Source organism: Neisseria sp. HMSC064E01 (genome assembly GCF_001808875.1).
Lineage (GTDB): Bacteria > Pseudomonadota > Gammaproteobacteria > Burkholderiales > Neisseriaceae > Neisseria > Neisseria sicca_A.
Genome location: NZ_KV794963.1, coordinates 2,013 through 17,940, shown reverse-complemented (window position 1 = coordinate 17,940; position 15,928 = coordinate 2,013). Strand labels below are relative to the sequence as shown.

Annotated in this window: 16 protein-coding genes; 7 read left to right on the top strand and 9 right to left on the bottom strand. The window is 52.0% G+C overall.

The features are described from left to right. The coding region (locus HMPREF2572_RS14900; RefSeq protein WP_210385309.1) for a hypothetical protein at positions 1–208 on the top strand (208 nt) is incomplete at its 5' end. Positions 209–779: 571 nt separating this feature from the next. Here the strand turns inward: HMPREF2572_RS14900 and argJ are convergent. The 6 genes from argJ to HMPREF2572_RS10420 all read right to left on the bottom strand — a co-directional run bounded on the left by argJ (position 780) and on the right by HMPREF2572_RS10420 (position 4,478). Further along, entirely contained in the window at positions 780–2,000 is a 1,221-nt protein-coding gene (gene argJ / locus HMPREF2572_RS10440) for a bifunctional glutamate N-acetyltransferase/amino-acid acetyltransferase ArgJ (protein WP_070498409.1), read from the bottom strand. An 82-nt stretch (positions 2,001–2,082) separates the two neighbouring features. Then, positions 2,083–2,784, bottom strand: a complete 702-nt coding sequence (locus tag HMPREF2572_RS10435) for an LrgB family protein (RefSeq protein WP_049227463.1) — start codon at positions 2,782–2,784, stop codon at positions 2,083–2,085. Then, complete coding sequence (locus tag HMPREF2572_RS10430; RefSeq protein ID WP_003742821.1) at positions 2,784–3,128, bottom strand: CidA/LrgA family protein; 345 nt, start codon at positions 3,126–3,128, stop codon at positions 2,784–2,786. The genes HMPREF2572_RS10435 and HMPREF2572_RS10430 overlap by 1 nt, the downstream gene beginning before the upstream one ends. Positions 3,129–3,401: 273 nt before the next feature. Then, positions 3,402–3,572 (bottom strand): hypothetical protein, encoded by a 171-nt coding sequence (locus HMPREF2572_RS14655; RefSeq protein WP_168161788.1) that lies wholly within the window; start codon positions 3,570–3,572, stop codon positions 3,402–3,404. A 36-nt stretch (positions 3,573–3,608) separates the two neighbouring features. Beyond that, the gene (locus HMPREF2572_RS10425; RefSeq protein WP_003765602.1) at positions 3,609–3,827 is read right to left on the bottom strand and encodes a hypothetical protein; all 219 of its coding nucleotides are present in this window, start codon (positions 3,825–3,827) and stop codon (positions 3,609–3,611) included. An 18-nt stretch (positions 3,828–3,845) separates the two neighbouring features. Next, a complete protein-coding gene (locus tag HMPREF2572_RS10420) occupies positions 3,846–4,478 on the bottom strand; it encodes a C40 family peptidase (protein ID WP_070498407.1) in 633 nt (210 codons plus the stop codon). A gap of 170 nt (positions 4,479–4,648) precedes the next feature. On the opposite strand from HMPREF2572_RS10420, the gene HMPREF2572_RS10415 reads away from it, so the two are divergent. Then, positions 4,649–6,292 carry an ABC1 kinase family protein gene (locus HMPREF2572_RS10415; protein WP_070498405.1) on the top strand — a complete coding sequence of 548 codons (1,644 nt, stop codon included), beginning with the start codon at positions 4,649–4,651 and terminating at the stop codon, positions 6,290–6,292. A gap of 75 nt (positions 6,293–6,367) precedes the next feature. Here HMPREF2572_RS10415 and trpC read toward each other — a convergent pair whose 3' ends face one another. Continuing rightward, positions 6,368–7,150 carry an indole-3-glycerol phosphate synthase TrpC gene (gene trpC, locus HMPREF2572_RS10410; RefSeq protein WP_070498403.1) on the bottom strand — a complete coding sequence of 261 codons (783 nt, stop codon included), beginning with the start codon at positions 7,148–7,150 and terminating at the stop codon, positions 6,368–6,370. A 321-nt stretch (positions 7,151–7,471) separates the two neighbouring features. On the opposite strand from trpC, the gene HMPREF2572_RS10405 reads away from it, so the two are divergent. Continuing rightward, a complete protein-coding gene (locus HMPREF2572_RS10405) occupies positions 7,472–8,059 on the top strand; it encodes a YdcF family protein (protein ID WP_070498401.1) in 588 nt (195 codons plus the stop codon). Between the two features lie 425 nt (positions 8,060–8,484). Beyond that, positions 8,485–9,528 carry a sulfate ABC transporter substrate-binding protein gene (locus tag HMPREF2572_RS10395; protein WP_148132338.1) on the top strand — a complete coding sequence of 348 codons (1,044 nt, stop codon included), beginning with the start codon at positions 8,485–8,487 and terminating at the stop codon, positions 9,526–9,528. 156 nt (positions 9,529–9,684) lie between these two features. Here the strand turns inward: HMPREF2572_RS10395 and pilC are convergent, their stop codons facing one another. Continuing rightward, a complete protein-coding gene (gene pilC / locus HMPREF2572_RS10390; RefSeq protein WP_070498397.1) occupies positions 9,685–13,038 on the bottom strand; it encodes a PilC family type IV pilus tip adhesin in 3,354 nt (1,117 codons plus the stop codon). Between the two features lie 387 nt (positions 13,039–13,425). Here pilC and carA point away from each other — a divergent pair, with 387 nt between their 5' ends. The 3 genes from carA to HMPREF2572_RS10375 all read left to right on the top strand — a co-directional run bounded on the left by carA (position 13,426) and on the right by HMPREF2572_RS10375 (position 15,390). Beyond that, positions 13,426–14,556 carry a glutamine-hydrolyzing carbamoyl-phosphate synthase small subunit gene (gene carA, locus HMPREF2572_RS10385; protein ID WP_070498395.1) on the top strand — a complete coding sequence of 377 codons (1,131 nt, stop codon included), beginning with the start codon at positions 13,426–13,428 and terminating at the stop codon, positions 14,554–14,556. A 91-nt stretch (positions 14,557–14,647) separates the two neighbouring features. Continuing rightward, positions 14,648–14,905 (top strand): SemiSWEET family transporter, encoded by a 258-nt coding sequence (locus tag HMPREF2572_RS10380; RefSeq protein WP_070498393.1) that lies wholly within the window; start codon positions 14,648–14,650, stop codon positions 14,903–14,905. Between the two features lie 95 nt (positions 14,906–15,000). Beyond that, positions 15,001–15,390 carry an endonuclease domain-containing protein gene (locus tag HMPREF2572_RS10375; RefSeq protein WP_070498391.1) on the top strand — a complete coding sequence of 130 codons (390 nt, stop codon included), beginning with the start codon at positions 15,001–15,003 and terminating at the stop codon, positions 15,388–15,390. Between the two features lie 333 nt (positions 15,391–15,723). Here HMPREF2572_RS10375 and HMPREF2572_RS14895 read toward each other — a convergent pair. Then, positions 15,724–15,928, bottom strand: a 205-nt coding sequence (locus HMPREF2572_RS14895) for a hypothetical protein (protein ID WP_210385308.1), incomplete at its 5' end; no start/stop codon positions are given.

The window sequence follows — 15,928 nt, the reverse complement described above, 5'->3', positions numbered from 1 at the left end:
TTCAAAAATGGATTCCCGCCTGCGCGGGAATGACGGCATGGGGAATTTTTGTTTAATTGATGGGCTGTTTTCGCGGAAAAGCCCGCATTACAGGTTGAAAGCCAACCGTAGCGTGGGCTTTGCCCACGGATTGTTTTTTGGAAAGCAAAGGTCGTCTGAAAGCCTGCGTACAGGTTTCAGACGACCTTTCATATTTTCATGGGCATAGCCCACGCTACCAGTTGAACACTGCTGGAAATATCGTTCTTTTCGATCGTATTTCCCTTGATGTGGATCAGCAAGCCGTAGCCTGAATCTCTACCAACCGCGTGCGTGGCTACGCCACACACCTTACCTGCGGGCGGCACAAACTTTAAAACCGACGTGTAGGGTGTGCGGTACGCATGCACGCGTTTTTTTACCATTCTCAAACCATTGTTTCAAACTTTCAGACGACCTCAAACGTCGTCTGAAAACCTGAGGCCTTTGCAATAATAAGTTGAGATTTTTTTGTATTTTCAGCTGAGGAGTTTTAAAGATGGGGGATGCGTTGAGTCAACCGTAGCGTGGGCTTTGCCCACGGATTGTTTTTTGGAAAGCAAAGGTCGTCTGAAAGCCTGTGTACAGGTTTCAGACGACCTTTTATATTTTCGCGGGCATAGCCCACGCTACCAGTTGAACACTGCTGGAAATATCGTTCTTTTCGATCGTGTTTCCATTGATGTGGCGCAGGCTTCGCCCACGAACTGAGTTTACTGACGCACAAGGTCGCCTGAAAACCGAAAACTTACAATCTGTCCTTACGAGCGGTAGTCTGCGTTGATGGAGACGTAGTCGTGCGACAGGTCGCAGGTATAGACGGTGGCGGAGGCTTGTCCGCGGTGGGGTTTGATGCGGACGGTGATTTCGTCTTTCGCCATCACTGCCTGTCCTTGTTCTTCGGTGTAGCTTGCGGCGCGGCCGCCGTTTTCGGCAACCAATACGTCGTCGAGATACATTTCGACGGTGTCGGTGTCCAAATCGGCGATGCCGGCGTAACCGATGGCGGCGAGCAGTCTGCCGAGGTTGGGGTCGGAGGCGAAGAAGGCGGTTTTAACGAGGGGCGAGTGGGCGACGGCGTAGGCGACTTGGCGGGCTTCGTCGCGGGTTTTGGCGTTTTCGACGCGGACGGTGATGAATTTGGTCGCGCCTTCGCCGTCTCGGACGATGGCTTGGGCGAGTTCGAGAGCGAGGCTGCCGAGCAGGTCTTTGAGCTGTTTGTAGCGCGGGTCGGCGATGTTGTCGATTTCGCTTTGGCTGTTTTTGCCGGTGGCGATGATGACGAAGCTGTCGTTGGTGCTGGTGTCGCCGTCAACGGTGATGGTATTGAAGGTTTCGTCGGCGATTTCTTGGGTCATCAGCTGGAGGATGGGTTGGGAAACTTTGGCATCGGTGGCGATGAAGGAGAGCATGGTCGCCATGTTGGGATGGATCATGCCGGAGCCTTTGGCGATGCCGGTGGCGCGGACGGTGTGTTTTTCGCCGACGCTGCCTTCGCGCGAGGCGGATTTGGGCACGGTGTCGGTGGTCATGATGGCGCGTGCGGCATCCGCCCAGTCGGCGGGCTGCATTTTGGGCAGGGCGGCGACGATTTTGCCGACGGGCAGGGGCTCGAGGATGACGCCTGTGGAGAAGGGAAGGACTTGGGAGGGTTTACAGCCGGTTTGTTCGGCGGTGGCGGCGCAGGTTTCGATGGCGTCGATTCTGCCTTGCGCGCCTGTACCGGCGTTGGCGTTGCCGGTGTTGATGATGATGGCGCGCACGCCGTCTTCGTCGAAGAGATGTGATTTGGCGATGTGGACGGGGGCGGCGCAGAAGCGGTTGGTGGTAAACACGGCACCGACGGTATTGCCGCCGGAAAGTACCATCAGGGTGAGGTCGGCGCGGTCGGTTTGTTTGATGCCTGCGCGGGCGGTGAAGAGTTGGATGCCGTCGATGTTCAGCAGTTGGTCTGCGGTTTTTTCTGTGAGGTTGACTGCCATTTTGCTGCTCCTTTGTTTGAGGTTGCTATGGGTTTGGGTTTCAGACGACCTTTTTGGTTCATCGGGGTCGTCTGAAAAGTGTTCAGAATCCTAATACGGGGATGATAATCGGGGCGATGGCGGCGGTCAGTACGCCGTTGAGGGTCAGCCCCAGCCCTGCGTATGCTGCCATGCGCCGGCTGCGTTCGAGCGAGGCGGCGATGCCCATGGCGTGTGAGGCGGTGCCGAGCGACATGCCGACCGACGAGGGCATAACGACGGTGTTTTTAAGTACGGTATAACCGGCTATCTGCCCGACCAGTCCGGCGACGATGACGGTGGCGGCGGTGATGGCGGGGATGCCGCCTATGGTGCGGGTGATTTCGATGGCGATGGGGTTGGTCACGGATTTGGCGGCGAGCGAGAGGACGACTTCGCGTTCCGCACCCAGCCATTTGGCGAAATACATGCCTGTGATGATGCCGGTCACGCTGCCGGCGAGCTGCGAGACGATGACGGGCAGCCACTGGCTGAAGATTTTTTGACGGTTTTGATAGAGCGGGACGGCAAGCGCGACGACGGCGGGCTTGAGCCAGAAGTCGATAAACTGCGCGGCATCGTGGTATACGGCGTAATCGATGTCGAGGATTTTGAGGTAGGCAATCAGGGTAACGGTGCTGATTAGGACGGGGTTGAGCAGCAGATAGCCCGTCCGCGCGCGGAGGATGAGTGCTAATGCGTAAACCGCCAGCGTCAGGAAAAGCAGGACACTGGGCTGCTGCCACAGGGAAAGGATGCCGTCCATCAGATTTTCTCCCGTATCCATTGGTGCACCTTGCCCGTTACCAACAGGACGCACACGGTACTGGCGGCGGCGGAGACGAGTATCGACAGCCAACTGTCGGCAATCAAATCCAAATAGCTGATGACCGCGACGCAGGGCGGCACAAGGAAAAGCGTCAGGTTTGCCATCAGCGCGTCGGTAAGCTGCTGCAACCACTCGGCTTTCACCCACCCCGCCTGAAGCATGGCAAACAGAATGCCCATGCCGATGATGCTGCCGGGCAGTTTGATGCCCGTAAGGTAGGCGGCGGTTTCGCCGAGCGCGAGGCAGCCGAGCAGGACGAGCAAGGCGCGGATGGTGTGCATGGGTCGGGTTTCCTCTATGGTTTGCCGCTTTGCAGACGGGCGGTTTATGAATCTTTGTTAATAATTGAATCATAACGCCCTTGGGGTCGTCTGAAAAGTGTGGCTCAGCCCGAATGCAACATCGATTTGCTGTTTTCTCGTTTATCTGAATCAATCAATGTTATAGTGGATTAACAAAAATCAGGACAAGGCGACGAAGCCGCAGAAAGTACAGATAGTACGGAACCGATTCACTTGGTGCTTTAAGCACCTTAGAGAATCGTTCTCTTTGAGCTAAGGCGAGGTAACGCCGTACCGGTTTAAAGTTAATCCACTATACAACATCGATTTGCCGTTTTCGCGCTTATCTGAATCAATCAATGCAGAAACCCAACAAGGTCGTCTGAAAGCATCTTGCCGGCTTTCAGACGACCTTGTTTGGTTGCCGCCCATAAAAAACGGCATGGTTAAAAGCCACGCCGTCGGATAGGGATTCTCCGCCTAGGATTTCCGATATGGGTTTTCCACACCTTCAATCAAGGCTTGGAGGTATTCGCGCAACTGTTTCTCGCCGCAACCCATCAGGAGCGCGTCCTCGAATGCGTCTTGCGCTGCCTGATAAAGCTCGGTCATGTTCTCGGTCATGACTTTGACTTTTTCAGTGCAGGATACGATTTGCCCGTCGTCGTCATACCATTTGGGCATTTCAGGCATACTCACGTTGGTGCTTTCCTAGACTTAATTGAGGAAACGGGACGGATCATTTTTCTTCACGCGGCGGGCGAAGGCGTATTTGGAATTCCAGTATTTGTTGCTGAGGCTGGTAACTTCGATACGTTTGCCGGTACGCGGAGCGTGGATGAAGCGGTTGTTGCCGATGTAGAGGCCGACGTGGGAGATTCTGCCGCGACCCATCGTGCGGAAGAACACCATGTCGCCCGGCTGCAATTCGCTACGCGATACGCCGACGCCCATTTGTGCCTGTGCGGCGGAGGTACGCGGGAGGTTCACGCCCATCGAGCGTTTGAAGATGTGCTGCATAAAGCCGCTGCAGTCGAAACCTGTGGACGCGGATGTGCCGCCGTAGCGGTAGGCTACGCCCAAAAGACCCATCGCGCTGCTGATGAGTTCGTCAGCATTGTCTGATGACTGTGCGGAGCTTACGGGTTGACGGGGTGTGACCGCGGCAGCAATTGCGCGTCCGGGTTGGAGGATTCCTGGTGAAGCAGGTTGTCTTGCATCTTCAAATTGGTTTAAAACCTGCTGTCTGTTTTTGACGAACGAATCGAGATCGTCGGCGTTTGCAAGATGAATGCCGGACAGCATATAAACCGAAGTCAATAGTGCCGCCAGCCTGGATAAGGCTTTCATGTTTGACTGATTCCATTTTCAGACGACCTGTCTGCCGCCTGCTATTATGTTATTCTGTATCTGGGATATGCAGGCGATTGTATATAAAAAACAGGATGTTTGGCAAAAAAGCGTCTGTTATATTGCGTTAAAGCGTTGTTTATAAAAAAATTTGCGAAGACACCCAACCGATGATGATACCCACTCTGCTCGCTATGCGCGACTTTTCCAGAATGCGCGAAATTATTACCGTACTGACGAAATACGGCTTGGGCGGCTTTGTTCAGCGTATCCGTTTGGGCGCGGCAGGCGGGGACGAAGTGCATCCCGACAGCCGTTATATGAGTACGCCGCGACGCTTTCGCAAAGCGTTTGAAGAACTGGGGCCGACCTTCGTCAAACTCGGTCAGGTATTGTCCACGCGGGTCGATATTTTCGGGGCGGAGTGGATTGAAGAGTTTGAACAACTGCAAAGCAACGTCGCGCCGATACCGTCGTCTGAAATCTATACTTTGGTCGAAGCCTATCTGGGCAAGCCCGTTTCCGAAGTGTTCCGCAGCATAGACCCGAAACCCGCAGGCAGCGCATCGGTGGCACAGGTGCACCGCGCCGAACTTTTAGACGGAACCGCCGTCGCCGTCAAAGTCAAACGCCCCGACATCGAGCCGGTCATTCAGGCGGATTTGCGGATTTTGAACCACCTCGCCAGACTGATGGAATCCGAAATCCCCGAAGTGCGCCGTTACCAGCCCGTATTGATGGTCGCCTATTTTGCCAAGAGTCTGGCGAAAGAAACCGACTTATCGGTAGAGCTGCGCTATATGCAGCGCTTCGGTCAGACCTTTTCAGACGACCCCTTGGTCCGCATCCCCGCCGTCTATCCCGACATTTCCAACCGGCACATCCTCGTACAAGACTACATCGGCGGCACGCTCCTGAAAGACGCCGACCTTGAAACCATGCCCCACACCTTGCGCAGCGCTCTTGCCGGACGGATTACCGACACCCTCTTCACCATGATGCTGCGGCAAGGCTTTTTCCATGCCGACCCGCATCCGGGCAACATCTTCATCAACGACAACAGTGGCATCACCTTCATCGACTTCGGGCTGGTCGGACACCTCGGCAACACCCGCCGCCGCGAAATCCTTAACCTCATCAACGCCCTGACCAACAACGACGCACTGCTCATCCAATACGTCCTCAGCGACTGGGCGCAGGGCGATTTGCCCGACGAAAACCTGCTCGGCGCAGACGTTTTGGAAATGCTGCTCAACTACGAACACACCGCCGTCCGCGATCTGCGCGTCAGCCAAGTCATCAACGACATCACTTCCATCATGCGCCGCCACGGGCTGACCCTGCCCGGCGACCTCGTGATGCTCTTTAAAACCCTCATCACCCTCGAAGGTGTTGTCAAACGGCTCGACGGCGGTGTCGAACTGCTCGAACGTGCCAAACCCATTACCGAAGCCGCCGTCAAAGAACAAGCCTCCGCCGCCCACATCGCCCGCAATGCCAAAACCCAACTGCGCACCCTGTTGCAAATGGCAGGGTCGTTGCCGCAAGATTTCTTCAGGCTGACCAGAATGCTGCAAAAAGGCAAGCTCGGCGTTACCCTAGACCTCAAACACTCAGACCGCATCAGCCATCAAATCGACAGCGCCGCCAACCGCCTGACCATGGGCATCGTCACCGCCGCCCTGATTATCGGTTCGTCCATCGTCATGAGCATAGAAACCGGCCCCAAGTTCATCGGCTTCGTCGGCTACCTGATCGCCTTCGCCAACAGTCTGTGGATTATCTGGTCGGTGTGGCGGTCGGGGAAACACTAAACTGCCTGCTTCCGAAGCAAACCGCCTCAAAAGCAGGCAAGATATTGTGTGCCTTACACGCCTTACGGCACGGTATTAAAACAACTTACGCACTTCGGCTTCGATATCCGCCGCCCGCATAAAGGTTTCGCCGATTAAGAACGTATGCACGCCATGTCCACGCATAAAGTCCACATCGTCTTTGTTTCGGATACCACTTTCCGTGACGACCGTTTTGCCCGTCAGCTCGGGCAGCAGGTCTAAAGTTTGCTGGAGCGTGACTTCAAAAGTCCGCAGATTGCGGTTGTTCACGCCCCAAAGCGGCGTAGTCATACTGCGGCATTTTTCCAATTCGGATTGATCGTGCAATTCCAGCAGCACGGTCATGCCCAAATCGTGGGCAACGGCTTCAAAATGCGCCAACTGCGCGGCATCCAACGCCGCCGCAATCAATAAAATCGCATCCGCACCCCATGTGCGCGCCTGATAAATCTGATAGTCGTCGATGATGAAATCCTTACGCAACACCGGCAGGCTGACCGCCGAACGCGCCTGTTTCAAATACTCGGGCGAACCTTGGAAATACACTTCGTCAGTCAACACAGACAAACACGCCGCACCCGCGCGTTCATAAGCGCACGCAATATCCGCAGGATGAAAATCAGGCCGTATCAGCCCCTTGCTGGGACTGGCTTTTTTGATTTCCGCGATAATGGCAGGCAAGTTTTCGGCGTGTTTATTGCGGATGGAAGCAAAAAAGTCACGCACCGGCTCGGCATCGCGCAACTGCGCTTTGACTTCCGCAAGCGGCGTCGCCGCCTTTTGTGCGGCAACTTCTTGAGCCTTAGTGGCAAGGATTTTATTGAGGATATCGGTCATAAATGGCTTTCGGTCGATACATGGCGGAACAACGCAAAACAGCAAGCGACCCAATGCCGCTGCCTTTTGCGCCCTTCCATACCGCAAAGGGAAAAACAGTTTATCTTAACATTTACGAGGTCGTCTGAAAAACAGAAGATGATTTCAGACGACCTCCCCGCAATGACAACACAACATACCCGCCCCGCCCGCAACTGAAATCCACCGCCCATCCCGTCTCGCCGTTCAGACAATCCGCGTATGCTATGATGTTTCACTGCGCACCATCCAACCGATATCCCGCCGCACGCACCCGACACATATCACCCAAAGGAATCATTTATGAAAAGATGGATAATATGGGGCCTCCTCCCGCTTCTCCTCATCTGGGCAACCAGCGTGGCTTGGCTGCATTACCAAGCCGTCCAAGCAGAAAAAGCATCCCAAAACATCAAACCTGCCGACATCGCCGTCATCTTGGGCAATTCCGTCAACAGGCGCGGCAAACCCAATCCCTGCCTGCGCTCCCGAGTGGAAGCAGGCGTCGCCCTCTACCGTCAACACAAAGTCAGCGGATTGCTGATGAGCGGCGGCACGGACGGCGACGGCAGCAACGAAGCGGCAGCCATGCAATCGATGGCGATAGACATGGGCGTACCGCCCGAACACATCCGCATCGAAAACAAATCGGAAAGCACCTTTGAAAACATCGCCTTGAGTGCACCGCTGTTACAAGACGTATCCAACGTCATCATCGTCAGCGACGCCTTCCATCTCGCACGCGCCGAGTGGCTCGTCAACCGCCATTTGAAAGACAAAAACGTCCAGTTTTACGCTTCCGATTCCTGCGGCGACTCCACGCCCAATTACCTGCGCAAACTCTCCCGCGAAATACCCGCATGGATTAAAGCCATGATTATGCACCGCTGAATCCTGCCCGCCCGAAACAGATGGTTTTAGACTTGGGCAAGCAGCGTTCACAGCAGCATAGGCATCGCCTGTATAGTCCATCATTGACAAAAGGTCGTCTGGAAACCGAAATCCGTTTTCAGACGACCTTTCCGTTATTCATCCCTTCAAACGCGATATCTATAGTGGATTAACTTTAAACCAGTACAGCGCTGCCTCGCCTTTCCGTACTATCTGGATTTTGGGGAATTTTGCAAAGGTCTCTATCTGTACTATCTGCGGCTTCGTCGCCTTGTCCTGATTTAAAGTTAATCCACTATATAAATACCAAACTCCATATCGCCGCAAACGCATTTCCGTTATATCCAAAGAAGCAAACAATATTTCCCGCACGATTCCCGCCTTGTTATATTTCCCGCTCAAGTATTTGTCTGATAAGGAAAATAATGATGGAACTCAAATCATGGCTGGGCATTATCTTCATCGGCGCGACGGTGTGGCTAGCCTCATGCGGACAGTCCGGCAGCGTGGCTGGCAAGAGCAAACCCGAGCGCGTGGTGATGCTGAACGTGTCGTACGACCCGACACGTGAGTTCTACCGCGAATACAACCCGTTTTTCCAACGCTACTGGCAAAAAACACACGGACAGGAAGCAGATATCCGCCTCTCCAACGGCGGTTCGGGCAAACAGTCGCTGACCGTACAAAACGGCTTGAAGGCCGATGTCGTGACACTTGCGCTGGCATCCGACATCGACGCGCTCCATCACAGCAAAGCAGGCAGGCAACTCCTGTCGGCAGACTGGCAAAAAGCCCTGCCGCACAACAGCACACCCTACACTTCGACCATCGTGTTCCTAGTACGCAAAGGCAATCCCAAGCAGATTCATGACTGGGACGACTTGGTCAAAGGTGATGTCCAAATTATCACGGCGAACCCGAAAACTTCAGGCGGCGCGCGCTGGAATTTCCTATCGGCTTGGGCGTATGCACAAGAAAAAGGCGGAGATGCGGCGGCAGAACAGTTTGTCTCCGAACTCTACCGCCGCGTGCCGGTCATGGACGCAGGCGCGCGCGGTTCGACCATTACCTTTACACGGCGCGGATTAGGCGATGTTTTGCTGGTATGGGAAAACGAAGCACACCTTGCCTTGCAGGAAAATCCGAACCAATTTGAAATCATCACGCCGTCAATATCCATGCTGTGCGAACCGCCCGTCGCCGTGGTCAGCGCAGTAGCAAAAGAAAAAGGCACGGAACAAATCGCCAAAACCTATTTGGAAATGCTGTATAGCAAAGAAGCGCAACGAATGGCAGCACGCCATTTCTACCGCCCCACCGACGAGGCCGTACGCACCGAATTTAAAACACGCTTCCCCGATTTGAAACTGGTCAGCATCGACGAAACCTTCGGCGGCTGGCGCAAAGCACAAGCACGATTTTTCAACGACGGCGGCGTATTCGATAAGATTTACCGACCGCAAAGCTGATTGCATTCAGATATAGTGGATTAACTTTAAATCAGGGCAAGGCGAGGCAACGCCGTACTGGTTTAAAGTTAATCCACTACAAAACAAAAGTCGTCTGAAAACCTGTTTCCACGTTTTCAGACGACCTCTTGGTCTTCATACGCTTACACGGACCAATCAGAAAAACAGCTCGCGCCAGCTGATACGTTGCAGACCACAGATACGGCCTTTTACTTCTAGTGATTGACCTTTATTCAAGAGCAAGCTGCGCTGGTCTCCCTCTTTGCCTGAGAAGCATCTATTGTTAGGCGTACCAGAACCATAACCCAGCTCCTTATCCGTACCGGTTTCACCGCTGTCACCATCGGCAGTAACAGGATCGTCCGTACGTTTATTCGGATCGATAAAGGTGAAGCTGACAATACCTTCTTGAGTCAAACCGTTGGCGTATTGCGTACCGAAACCACTCAATTCACGCTTAAATATATCAGGTGTAAAACGTGCGCTACGGCTATTGAGTGCACCGCCATTATCAGCATTGATGCCGAGGAAAGTTGTACTGGTTACAGTTGACTTATTGTTGCTGACAGGCAGACACAAGTCTTTTTCCGCCTCTTCCTTGCCGATGGTCTTACCAACATCGGAAGTGTACTTGCGTATCGTAACGATGGCAGTACGCAGAATCATGGTCGGCTTAATACTGACACGCTCGCCAGAACCTAGATTGATGAACCAGCCTTTATGCGTCTCTTCAATTGTTTCATTACTCAGATACAATGCCTTACTGGTTCGTGGCTGATTGTTTCCATCGTTATATGACTGCTCTACCTCAGTAATAGTTTGCTTGCGTAGATTTTGCTCGGCAACATCTTGATTTGTCTTATCTGCAGCAAGATCTTTCGGCGCTTTATCCAATTTTTGGAAAATACCGTAAATCGATTGTGTTTCAGTATTGCTCAAATCACTTTGGTAGATTTCGCTGCCCGTACCGAAAATCACAATATAGTCATTAGCACTTTTTCGCGATACGGCAGGTGCCGAAGTAATCGGTTTGTTTGGCGAGCCTGAGAAAATTTTGACCGCAGTCCAATCTTTCGGGGTTGCACTACGCAGATCGAAGCGGTACATATTCCCCCCTCTATCGCCTGCAAAAGCAAAATCGACAACTCCGTCAAAATTAGTATCAAGTAGTGTCGGCGTGGACAGACCGCCTACACCATCCTTCACGACAATTTTGGCCAGCTGATCACCGGGCTTACCTGCAGCCTGACCGCGTTTCTCGCCTGTACCGACTTCTTTACCAAGCATTTCGTAAACATATAACGCAGTTTCGTTGGTTGCCGCATCTTTTTCTTCGGCTGCATAGCCACTGGCGAGGAAGCCCACATAACGGATATTTTCATCCAGTTTCGCACTACCGTCAGTTTCACGTTTTACGGAAACACGTCCGATTTGCGGCGTACCAATGGTAAAGCCCAAAGTATTGTCTTTACCTTTGGTCGTTTCAAACAAAGGAACTTTATCGCTCAAAGCAGCCGCATCCAAACCGGTATTGGTGGTTTGATCTTCTTTACCGCCTATATTGAGAGCGTATGCACCACGTCCGCCTTGTCCCATTGCACCAAACATAAAGACACGTTGCTGAAACTTACTGCCTTGTTCTGCAACAGGAGTCTGACGCAGGGTAAAACCGCCGTTTACACCATATTTATGGTTTTCGATGGATTTTCCGTAATCCGCATGTGCAATGTCTTTCAATACTTTGGCAAGCGTAATTGGGTTACCTGACGCATCGTTTTCGCGCTCCATTGCAGAAGGAAGATAGCTGACTTTCAAATCATAAGGATGGTTGCCATCCGTACTTTGGAAAATATGCACCATACCGTCATTGGCTGCGGCAACCAAATATTTGCGGCGACCATGCTCCTGATTACCGACTGCAGCAACGGATCCATCCAAAATATCACCCAAATCACGCTCTCCGGCCTTACGGACACGGTAAGGACTATATGCACTGTCATCGCTACCGACCCTGCCCGTCCAATTGAGCAATTTTTTCCATTCGTCACCATTAGTACTCTCAATGCCAAAATAGGCATTGTTGACTTTATCAGCAGGAATGTCATCAATAGAGTATGTATTAGAACCCGTGTTAATCAACGTTTTACGGTGACCGAAAGAAGGCTGTGTCACCATACCTTCTCTTCTACCATCACTATCATTCAATTTATTGAATAAAATCTGGCTACTCCAAGATCCAGTATTCAGTTTAATGGTTGCTGCCAGATCAGGAATACCACTGCTGGAAGTTGCAGGCGCAGTACCACCCTCACCTTCAAAAGGAATGCTTGCACTATCATCACTGATCTGACTGATAATTTTCTCAAAGGCCTTATATAAATCATCAGGTTTCGCAGCGTTGAAATACCAGCCATCACGACTTGCACCCCTTATGAGGTATTGCTCACCAGCCGGAGAAATGCCGTTACCAAAACCAACAGTGAAGGTTTGTACCGTTTGTTTACTGTAATCCACGCCCTTAGGGTCAATATTTGGATCGCCATCCCAGCTCACCCCAGCAGCATCAACACGGTCTACGGCAGCAGTTTTAATGTCTTTGACATCAAGCTTACGGCTAAAAAATGCCATACCGCCCTCGACCCCTCTGTATCTGTTGGCAGTATCCCAGAATTTCGAATAGTGTACATTTTCCCTCTTATCTCTACATGTATCAGCCAAGTCGTAAATGCTGAAATCTCTCATCGGAGACTGGCCAAAATATTTGTAAGCAGTAATAAACGGTTCTGTCCGATAAAGATCTGCCTCGTAGTTGAGGTATGCACTCGGATAGCTTGAGTTTCTCCGACCGTTATTCCCATCATAGTTAAAACGATAATGAAAACTTGTCCTATCATGATTACAAGAGAAGTTGGCATCACCGTCAGACATCATCACAACATAGGATTTCTGACAGCGGTATTTGATATTCGGCATAACAGCGGATGCAACTACTTCGTAATACCTACGGGTAGCAGGCGTATAACCAGAGGGGCTCATGTTATCTACCAAAGTTTTCATTTGCACCCATGAGGTCTTAAATGTTTCTTCGCTATTCGTATAATTCTTTTTAGTATGTTTTGTAGGATCAGGATTGCTAAAATTATTCTCTGTATTTACCAAGGCCTGCAAACCCCAGTTAAATTTATCCTGATACTTGTCAAGAACCTGATTCAATGCTTTTTTCGTTACATCCATCCTTGATTCTTGCCCAGGAGGGTTCCCTCCCCCTGTAATCGCATTGCGACCCATACTCCCAGAGTTATCAATAAAAAACATAATGTTATGTTTAATTTTCGGCTGTTCGGTAATCTGAGATTCGTTTTGCAGGTAGAGCGGGGTTTTGGCAAACTGCGCTTGCGCTTGCGATGCTGCACCCATCAGAGCGAGTGCGGAGGCGATGCTGTAAATCATCGGACGGACGGTACCGGGGAAACGTGAAGGATTGTTTTTCATAATGCGTTCTTTTTTCATAAAATCGTCGGTTGACGGATGATGACGTTGTTTTTATTTTCTCGGAATGCGATTCTAACATTTACAATGTCATTTATGTGCAGTTCCGAATATTTTTTTGCCTGATACAGGGGACAAATGGTGAAAATGAAACAGACCGCATGATTATTAAGGTAGAAACTATCTTAGGATACAACTTGAACGATATGGCTTTTTGACGTAGAATGCATTGCTTCTACGGCATAGGCAGCTATGCCTGAAAAAGCACGTTACGCAGCAAAATCAAGGCTGCGGGGCGTGTTTTTTTTTAGCCGATATTTTCTCAGGCGGTCTTTTTTGTAAACAATTTTCAGACGACCCCTGCCCGTTTCTGCAAACCGACCATCATCAGGCAAACAGGATTCCATCATGACCACTCCGGCTCTTCTCGTTCTCGCTGACGGCAGCGTATTTCACGGCACATCAATCGGTTACGAAGGTTCGACTTCCGGCGAAGTCGTGTTCAACACTTCCATGACCGGCTATCAGGAAATCCTGACCGACCCGTCCTACTGCAAACAAATCGTTACCCTCACCTACCCCCACATCGGCAATACCGGCACCAACGTCGAAGACGAAGAAAGCTGCAGCGTTTATGCCGCAGGCTTGATTATCCGCGACCTACCGCTGCTGCACAGCAACTTCCGTGCCTCCGAAAGCCTGCACGACTATCTGGTGCGCAACAAAACCGTCGCCATTGCCGACATCGACACCCGCCGCCTGACCACGCTGCTGCGTGAAAAAGGCGCGCAAGGCGGCGCGATTCTGACCGGCACGGACGCCACGGTTGAAAAAGCGCAAGAACTCATCGCCGCATTCGGCAGCATGGTCGGCAAAGATTTGGCGAAAGAAGTTTCCTGCAAAGAAGCCTACGAATGGACCGAAGGCGAATGGGCGCTGGGCAAAGGTTTCGTTACCCCTGCCGAACAGCCGTTCCACGTCGTCGCCTATGATTTCGGCGTGAAAACCAACATCCTGCGTATGCTCGCCGCACGCGGCTGCCGCCTGACCGTCGTCCCCGCCCAAACCAGCGCGGAAGACGTGTTGGCACTCAATCCCGACGGCGTGTTCCTCTCCAACGGCCCCGGCGACCCCGAGCCTTGCACCTACGCCATCGAAGCCGTACAAAAACTGATGGCAAGCGGCAAACCCATCTTCGGCATCTGCTTGGGACACCAGCTCATCAGCCTAGCCATCGGCGCAAAAACCTTGAAAATGCACTTCAGCCACCACGGCGCGAACCACCCCGTGCAAGACTTAGATAGCGGCAAAGTCGTTATCACCAGCCAAAACCACGGCTTCGCCGTCGATGCCGACACCCTGCCCGCGAACGCAAGGATTACCCACAAATCCTTGTTCGACAATACCTTGCAAGGCATCGAGCTGACCGACAAACCCGTGTTCTGCTTCCAAGGCCACCCCGAAGCCAGCCCCGGCCCGCAGGATGTCGGCTATCTGTTCGACAAATTCATTGACAATATGAAAGCGGCGAAGCAATAAAGCGAATTTTTCAGACGGCCGTCAAATCCGGCAGGCCGTCTGAAAATCAAGCGATTCAAAATCCTGTAACTCAAGTCAGAAAGGAAACCCCATGACTGAAAAACAAATGCGCGTACTCTCCATCGTCGCCACCCTGGCCGCCGTCGGTATGTACGTTTCTTATATCCCGCAAATCCAAAACAACCTTGCCGGCAACCCCGGCTCGCCGTTGCAACCCCTCGTCGCCGCCATCAACTGCACATTATGGTTTGCCTACGGCTTTTTGAAAGAAAAACGCGACTACCCCATCATACTGGCAAACGCCCCCGGTATCATTTTGGGTTTGATTACGTTTGTCACTAGTTTTTAAGGAAGTTTTCAGACGGCCTGTGCAACATAAAAACGCAAAAGGTCGTCTGAAAAAAGATTGTCATCAAGGCGTTTCCCACACCTGATAATAAAAAAATGAACCCGCCTGAAAAACTATTGACCACCGACAACCCCGCCCTGTATCAACGCGCCAAAGCCATGCGTCAAGAAATGAGCAAGGCGGAAGCGAAATTGTGGCAGCACCTGCGGGTAGGCCGTCTGAACGGCTATAAATTCCGCCGCCAGCAGCCGATTGGAAACTATATTGTTGATTTTATGTGCGTAACGCCCAAGTTGATTGTCGAAGCAGACGGTGGGCAACATACAGAACAAGCCGCATACGACCACGCGCGAACGGCATATCTGAACAGCCTGGGCTTTACCGTGCTGCGGTTTTGGAATCACGAGATTTTGCAGCAAACAAACGATGTACTGGCGGAAATCCTGCGCGTGTTACAGGAATTGGAAAAGCAGCCTGCACGGTAGCAGATGGCTGATTTTGATTGGATTTTTGAAAATTATAGTGTGCAGGCTGCCTGAATTGAGTATTTATAAAGGTCGTCTGAAAAGCAAAAGCAGCCTGCACGATCTGATTTCTTTGCAGAACCCTTCATCCCAATAGCCACCCGTCCTCTCTCCCCGTGGGAGAGAGCTAGAGAGAGGGCAACAAGCCGCAAGGCTTGTATTTTAGGGGACCAAGGGATTTGGGAAGGGTTACCGAAATTCGGGGAATGCCCTCTCCCCAGCCCTCACCCACAGGGGAGGGAGCGGGTTGCAGCAGGTTTTGCGGTTGCAGTTGGTTTGAAAAGCAACTTGGATTTACAACCGTTGATGCAGGTCGTCTGAAAAGTAAAAAGCAGCCTGCACAACCTGTTTTCCTTGCAGAATCCTTAATCCCAACAGCCGCCCGTCCTCTCTCCCGTGGGAGAGGGGCAACAAGCCGCAAGGCTTGTATGGGCAGTTAGGGTGTTGAGAAAGGTTGCCGAAATTCAGGGAATGCCCTCTCCCCAGCCCTCCCCCACGG

What these genes read in the sequence shown, in the direction of transcription:
- HMPREF2572_RS10420 (WP_070498407.1), bottom strand. Translation starts at nt 4,478, where the DNA reads ATGAAAGCCTTATCCAGGCTGGCGGCACTATTGACTTCGGTTTATATG.
- HMPREF2572_RS10430 (WP_003742821.1), bottom strand. Translation starts at nt 3,128, where the DNA reads ATGCACACCATCCGCGCCTTGCTCGTCCTGCTCGGCTGCCTCGCGCTC.
- pilC (WP_070498397.1), bottom strand. Translation starts at nt 13,038, where the DNA reads ATGAAAAAAGAACGCATTATGAAAAACAATCCTTCACGTTTCCCCGGT.
- HMPREF2572_RS10415 (WP_070498405.1), top strand. Translation starts at nt 4,649, where the DNA reads ATGATGATACCCACTCTGCTCGCTATGCGCGACTTTTCCAGAATGCGC.
- HMPREF2572_RS14655 (WP_168161788.1), bottom strand. Translation starts at nt 3,572, where the DNA reads ATGCCGTTTTTTATGGGCGGCAACCAAACAAGGTCGTCTGAAAGCCGG.
- HMPREF2572_RS10435 (WP_049227463.1), bottom strand. Translation starts at nt 2,784, where the DNA reads ATGGACGGCATCCTTTCCCTGTGGCAGCAGCCCAGTGTCCTGCTTTTC.
- HMPREF2572_RS10405 (WP_070498401.1), top strand. Translation starts at nt 7,472, where the DNA reads ATGAAAAGATGGATAATATGGGGCCTCCTCCCGCTTCTCCTCATCTGG.
- carA (WP_070498395.1), top strand. Translation starts at nt 13,426, where the DNA reads ATGACCACTCCGGCTCTTCTCGTTCTCGCTGACGGCAGCGTATTTCAC.
- HMPREF2572_RS10380 (WP_070498393.1), top strand. Translation starts at nt 14,648, where the DNA reads ATGACTGAAAAACAAATGCGCGTACTCTCCATCGTCGCCACCCTGGCC.
- HMPREF2572_RS10375 (WP_070498391.1), top strand. Translation starts at nt 15,001, where the DNA reads ATGAACCCGCCTGAAAAACTATTGACCACCGACAACCCCGCCCTGTAT.
- argJ (WP_070498409.1), bottom strand. Translation starts at nt 2,000, where the DNA reads ATGGCAGTCAACCTCACAGAAAAAACCGCAGACCAACTGCTGAACATC.
- HMPREF2572_RS10395 (WP_148132338.1), top strand. Translation starts at nt 8,485, where the DNA reads ATGATGGAACTCAAATCATGGCTGGGCATTATCTTCATCGGCGCGACG.
- trpC (WP_070498403.1), bottom strand. Translation starts at nt 7,150, where the DNA reads ATGACCGATATCCTCAATAAAATCCTTGCCACTAAGGCTCAAGAAGTT.